The organism is Okeania sp. (assembly GCF_983059655.1).
The window spans coordinates 1-6,251 of record NZ_CEZPJD010000457.1 but is presented as its reverse complement, the minus strand read 5'-3'; the positions used below and the strand labels follow the sequence as shown (position 1 = coordinate 6,251).

5 protein-coding genes are annotated in these 6,251 nt (G+C 37.9%); all 5 read right to left on the bottom strand.

The window, feature by feature from the left end:
- Nucleotides 1-207: 207 nt before the first annotated feature.
- Nucleotides 208-1,233: a helix-turn-helix transcriptional regulator gene (locus AC3DU7_RS21730; RefSeq protein ID WP_488041389.1), complete on the bottom strand. Its 1,026-nt coding sequence runs from the start codon at nt 1,231-1,233 to the stop codon at nt 208-210.
- A 213-nt stretch (nt 1,234-1,446) separates the two neighbouring features.
- Nucleotides 1,447-2,505 (bottom strand): ferredoxin family protein, encoded by a 1,059-nt coding sequence (locus AC3DU7_RS21725; protein WP_488041388.1) that lies wholly within the window; start codon nt 2,503-2,505, stop codon nt 1,447-1,449.
- A gap of 497 nt (nt 2,506-3,002) precedes the next feature.
- The gene (locus AC3DU7_RS21720; RefSeq protein WP_488041387.1) at nt 3,003-3,824 is read right to left on the bottom strand and encodes an ABC transporter ATP-binding protein; all 822 of its coding nucleotides are present in this window, start codon (nt 3,822-3,824) and stop codon (nt 3,003-3,005) included.
- Complete coding sequence (locus AC3DU7_RS21715; protein WP_488041386.1) at nt 3,821-4,864, bottom strand: FecCD family ABC transporter permease; 1,044 nt, start codon at nt 4,862-4,864, stop codon at nt 3,821-3,823. Before AC3DU7_RS21715 ends, AC3DU7_RS21720 begins: the two co-directional genes overlap by 4 nt.
- Nucleotides 4,861-5,898, bottom strand: coding sequence for a FecCD family ABC transporter permease (locus AC3DU7_RS21710; protein ID WP_488041385.1), 1,038 nt, complete (start codon nt 5,896-5,898; stop codon nt 4,861-4,863). Before AC3DU7_RS21710 ends, AC3DU7_RS21715 begins: the two co-directional genes overlap by 4 nt.
- Nucleotides 5,899-6,251: the final 353 nt, after the last annotated feature.

Below are 6,251 nucleotides of genomic sequence, written 5' to 3'. Positions count from 1 at the left end.
AATACCGAGAGTTTTAGAGCATGTGTGGGGTGGCTGGGGAGATGGAAACCCAGCCCTAATAGAATGTCCGGTTGAATAGTTACACTTTTAAAGGTTGACAAATAGGGAGACAGGGCATTCCGTCTTTAAAGCTCGTGGAACCCGAAGGGATAACAGGGCTACGAAATGAGAAGCCCACACTAAGCTAACGCCAGAGTGTAGAAGATGTCACAAGTTCAGACTCATTCTGTAATTTCTAGGAGTAATACCAAAATGCTTTTTAAAAGCATCACAGAACCGACTTGGACTTTTATAACCAACAGTTTGAGCTACTCCAGCAACAGTTAACATTTGCTTTGCTAAGAGATTTTTCCCGCGCTCCATTCGGATTTTTTGCAAATATCCAAATGTAGTTGTACCAAAAACTTCCTTAAAGCCTCGTTTAAGTTTATAATCATTAAGTTGTACTTTTCTAGCTAATTCCATTAGTGATGGTGGATTTTCTAAATTTGCCTCTAAAATTGATTTTGCTTGACGAATTCTCTCAATATCATCCGCTTGTAAACATCCAGATGAACTAGATGAAATAATTTCTGACTGACTTTGTATTAATTGTGTTAACTGTAAACTTATTAATTCTAGTGCCTTACTTTCTAGATAAATTTGTCTTGCCATGCCTTGATACGGGCAATTAATAATTTGCTGTAACGCTTGCTGCATTGCTGGAGTTATAGCTCCAACATTCTGATGAAAAATTTGCCGTGAATTATTGGAAATTAATGCTTTTAATTCAGTAGGCATTAGCTCGAATTTACTACTAAAACTTCTGAAAATATCGGGTTCTACAATGATTCTAATTCTCTGTAAATCTACTCCAGTTGGTATTTCTTCTATTTCTTTTGTGCCAGGAAGAAAAAATAAATAATTTTCTCCACTTTTTTCATAATAGTAGTCATCTCCAATTCCTTCTGTCCATACTCGGTAAGTTCCCGAAAGTTGGAAAGCTAATATTAATGGCATGGCAGCATGATGTTGAATTTCTCTAACAATAGTATATTTTGATTTTCCACCGCTAATATTTATTTTTAGTCCAGGGCGTAGTTTGATTGTTCTATCGTATCCTACTCCTAATTCCTCTTCTGCTTTAAGTTTGAGAAAAGTTTCAAAATCATTAGAATAGGAAACAATTTTTCCTTTTTCTAAACATTCTTGATATACTGCTTTGTATTCTGTTGTTGTTAAATATTTGCTCATTTATTGTTTTTATTTTATATAGTGAGTAATCAGTAGTAAAGATGAGGTACTGATAGCTGAAATGGTATGTTAAAAAAGAGATTTTTCAATGCGTTTCACAGAATATACGCACTCTACATGAATGCGCAGTTTTAGCTGTGCTACACCAGTGAGTATTAGAAGCTTTGGGAAAAATACAAAAGTATAAAGTCAAGGAAGTATCAAGAATGAGCATCAACTTACTTTCACCACAGAACTCACATGATATTGCTTAACTGGTGTTAATTCCATATCATCACTCGATCGCAAGGCACTCATCACCTCACCATTAACTTCCACTTTTACTTCATAAGTTTTTTTCAAATTACTATTATCACCAACAATAAATTCCAGTCGCACCAATGCCCAATTTGCTTCTACCTTTGCTTCCTCTGGACTGAGGTGTTTTAATCTTTCTTCATCAAATGCCAACACTTTACCTACTTTGGGGTACTTTAACCAACTCCAACCTTCTTGCATCCACATTTCTCTTTCGGCAATTTGTGCAAAAGAGTTTAAACCTGCCCAACCTCGGTAATACTGGTGCAGACCTGATACTGAACCATTTCTTAATACCAATAGATCGAGCATTTCTGCTTCTAAGTGTCCCCAATAACGACCATCAGGCAAATCGACTAATGTTGGTGCAAACTGATGCCCACCAAAATGACTACATCTCCAAACTCGTAAATTTCCTTGAGAAGTAGCAGCATATTCAGAACGCAACTTTTTATAAATAGGATAGCCAAACCTACCACAAGCTACATCAACATTGGCATGAGTACAAACTAGCATTTCTCTAATTTCGCTAGTTTGTTGTTGATATTGCTGAAAATTTTCCAGTTCATTTGGTTGCTGCTGTAGTTGCTGGAGCAAGGAGATTAGCAATTGACTCATCAGAGTATCAGGTACAATATATTCCTGCTTCTCATATTCAGCAAATAATTCACCAGGACGATAATAATATAGTACACGAGTATAACCAGCCTGGGAATATTCGCGGTCTGGAGCGATCGCCATTGGTTTTAATTTCACACCATTTTTTATAGCTTGGAAAATTAAACCCAGCACTGGTTTAAGTTGAGGATTTTCCATAAAAGCTTGTTCAGACCAGGGTTGTGCTATTTCTATAATTAGCCAGTGGTCGCAAGTTGAGGCTGTTCCTATGGGGTCTTCTCCATTAGCTTTTGATACCTCCGAACAAAAACGGCACTCAGTGAGAGTGTTTTTAGTGGTTTGATATAGTTGAGTCATTTTATTAATAGTGGGAGCATAATGCTCTATTATTTAAATTTTAACGAAATCATTTAAAAGTGAGAGGGAGTTTGTATTTTTTATATTGATTACAAATCATGCCAACGCCTTTCATCTGAAAAACAGGGTTTATATCAGACATAGAAAACGTTTGCACCAGACTCTGTCAGAAAGCTCTGCGTTCGCAAAACTTACTGTATGGTCTGAGACTTTTGGCTACATCAAATGGCTACATCAAACTAAATGAAAAGAATTCTCATTTATTTTAAGGAAATATTAACATATATATTTTTAATTTGTAATGGTTGAATTAAATTTTTATACTTTTTTCTTAAAAAATTAATATTTGTATATTTTCTTAAATATATAGCAATGAGCGCTGGTATATTTACAAATTGCAGGATTTGCCCAATAGCTAAAAGTCTTATATGATCAGCAATTTATTCCCCCTGTTGCCAGATGAGCTGTTGCCTGTTGCCTGCGCACAGCGCTATAAATCACACCTTTTGTTTGGCCTTGCGACCCATCGGTATGCACATTGGTGTCCCACTTACAGGGTCTTGAATAATTTGAGACTCTAGGCCAAATACTAAACGAACCATTCCCACCGTCATCACTTGCTCTGGATAACCCTGATTCACAACTTGGCCATCCCGTAGCACAATCAAATTATCCCCATATCTACAAGCTTGATTCAGATCGTGTAGAACCATCACTATTGTCCGCCCCTGAGAATAATTCAAATCGTAGAGCAAATCCAGAAGTTCAATCTGGTGGGCTAAGTCTAAAAAAGTAGTTGGTTCGTCCAACAATAAAATTTCTGTATCCTGAGCTAAGGCCATCGCAATCCAAGCTCGTTGTCTTTGGCCTCCAGATAGAGAATCTAGCGATCGCCCTGCCAACTCCAAAAGTCCTGTAGTTGCCAAAGCTTGTTGAGTAATCTTTTCATCATCAACAGACCACTGTTGTAACCAATTCTGATAAGGATACCTGCCTTGAGCTACTAACTCTTCTACAGTCAAACCTTCTGGAGCAGCAGGACTTTGAGGCAAAATAGCTAATTGTTTTGCTACTTCCTTTGTGGATAACTTAAATATAGAATTACTATCCAAATAAACAGTACCGCTAATAGGCTTAAGCAATCTTGCTAAACTTTTGAGTAAAGTTGATTTGCCACAACCATTAGGACCGACTATTACAGTAATCTTACCTCTAGGAATTGCCAAATCTAAATTCAGCACAATAGGTTGTCCATTGTTATAAGCAACAGTCAGCTTTCGAGTAGTTAAAGCACTTTTTGGGTTTTCTGAGTCAATCATCGCTGGCTCCGATACAATAAATAAAGAAAATAAGGCGCACCAATAATGGCAGTAATTATGCCACAAGGAATTTCTGTTGGGGCAAATAACACTTTGCCAATTAAATCTGAGAAGACTACAATAAATGCACCAATGATAGCAGCAGTCGGAATTAGACCTTCATGGGATTGACCTACCAACTGCCTACCTAAGTGTGGTGCAATAAACCCAACAAATGCGATTGCTCCTGCCGTTGCTACACAAGCAGCAGCTAAAGCAACACTTGTTAACCATAACAAACTGCGTCGCCAGTCAAGAGGAACACCTAAACCTCTAGCGACTTCCTCTCCCAAAAATAAAGCGTTGAGGTCTTTGGCTAGGAAAAATGCCAATGGTAAAAATATGAATAACCAGGGCAGTAATGGCCAAACATATTCCCAACTGCGACCAGTCACACTACCTGTAATCCAAATCAAAGCTTGAGAAACAAGATTGATTTCACCGAATGTCACCATTACAGTAGTTAAAGCACTAGCAATAGTATTTAAACCAATGCCAATCAAAACTAAGTACATTGTTGAGTTCCTTTTTTCCCAAGCAAGTAGGTAAATGAGAATCGAAATAGCGATCGCTCCACCAAAAGCCGAAATAGGAATAGCAAATAGAGGAGCATTTGGCAGCAGTACAATTACTACCACAGCAGCTAAACTTGCTCCAGCATTAACGCCAATAATACTCGGAGTTGCCAAAGGATTACGAATTAAGCTTTGTAGAATTGCCCCAGAGACTGCAAATCCCATTCCTACACCTACTGCTATTAATACTCGTGGCAGACGTAGGGTATTGATAATAAATGAATAATCTGTATTGTCTGTTTCTAGACCAATTATTGTTTTAAAGACATCTAGGGGTGGTATCGGATACTCACCAATACTCACATCTAATATCATAGCTACCAGGGTTAATGCTACCAAGACCAACAAAACAATTGGTACTCGTTGCTCCACGCGCCATGAGATGGGAAGTTGTTGGGGGCGAATAACTAACCAGCGTTCTTTCATCTTTTAATCTTTGATAAAGCTAAATATATAAAAAAAGGACCTCCGATTAAGGATGTCATTATTCCCACAGGAATTTCAATAGGTTTTAGTAACAGACGGGCAGCAATATCAGCTAAGAGTAACAAAATACTACCCAAAATTGCAGCGTAAGGAATAATCCAACGATAATCAATGCCAACTAAGAGACGTGCAATGTGAGGAACTACTAATCCAATAAAACCAATAGTACCTGCTATTGACACGGAGCATCCTGATAAGATCACCACACAGATAGTTGCACCAACTTTCACCCAAGCAACTTGTACTCCTAAACCTGTTGCTACATCTTCTCCTAATGTTAGAAGAGTAATCTGTCGTGCTAGGAAAAAAGCTATAGTTAATCCTACCAAAATATAGGGAAGCACTTGCAAAAATACATTGAAGTCTTTTCCGGCAACCGATCCAGCTAGCCAAAATCGAATTTCATCTAACCTATTTTGATCGAGAATTAGTATTGCTGTGGTTAAAGAGCTAAGAAGAGCAGTTATAGCTGCACCTGCAATAGTTAACTTGACAGGATGGAGGCCACCTTTACCAAGAGACCCCAACCAATAAACTGTGAGCGCTGTTACAATTGCTCCGAAAAAGCCAAATGTAGGATAAATATTTGCTGAGGAGGAACCAAAAATAAATCCAGCAGATACTACAGCTAAAGCTGCTCCTGCATTTATTCCTAGAATTCCTGGACTAGCTAGAGGATTTTTAGTTAATCCTTGCATGATACTACCCGCCACAGCAAGGGAAGCTCCTACTAACATTGCGATTAAGCTACGAGGAACTCTCAGAGTGCGGATAATTAGTTGGTTTGTGGAACCGTCGAACGCGGTAAATGTTTTATAGACAGTTTCTAGAGGAATTTCTGTATCGCCTGTAATTAGACTAATCACCAAGCAGATTATTAATACTAATATGCTTATCAGTAAACCTGCGGTTAGTAAACGCTGAGACCGGGAATTTTGTTTGGGTAATTGACTGACACGAGAATTTTTTTCCATTTGCTTGATTATTTTTCCAGACCGCAAGTTGTTTTTTTATCTCCTTAAAATCTAAATAGGATTTGCTGAAAAAGTCTTTTCAGGAAGTAGTTGGGAGAAATAAACATCTCCAAAAATCAAAAATAAAATCAATTATTATCCATAAATTATCAATTATTCCCCTCCAGGGATGGGGTAGGGGTTAGGGGTTAGGGGTGGGTTGCCTGTTGTAAGATGAGCTGTTGCCTCTTTTCAGGAGATGTCTAATGGGAATTATAGAAGAGGTAGGAGGAAGAATAATCCCTTGATTTTTCTGCCTTTGTCTACTCAAAATGCTAACTTTTTGCAGCTCTAGAGACTGAAAAGCTTGCACT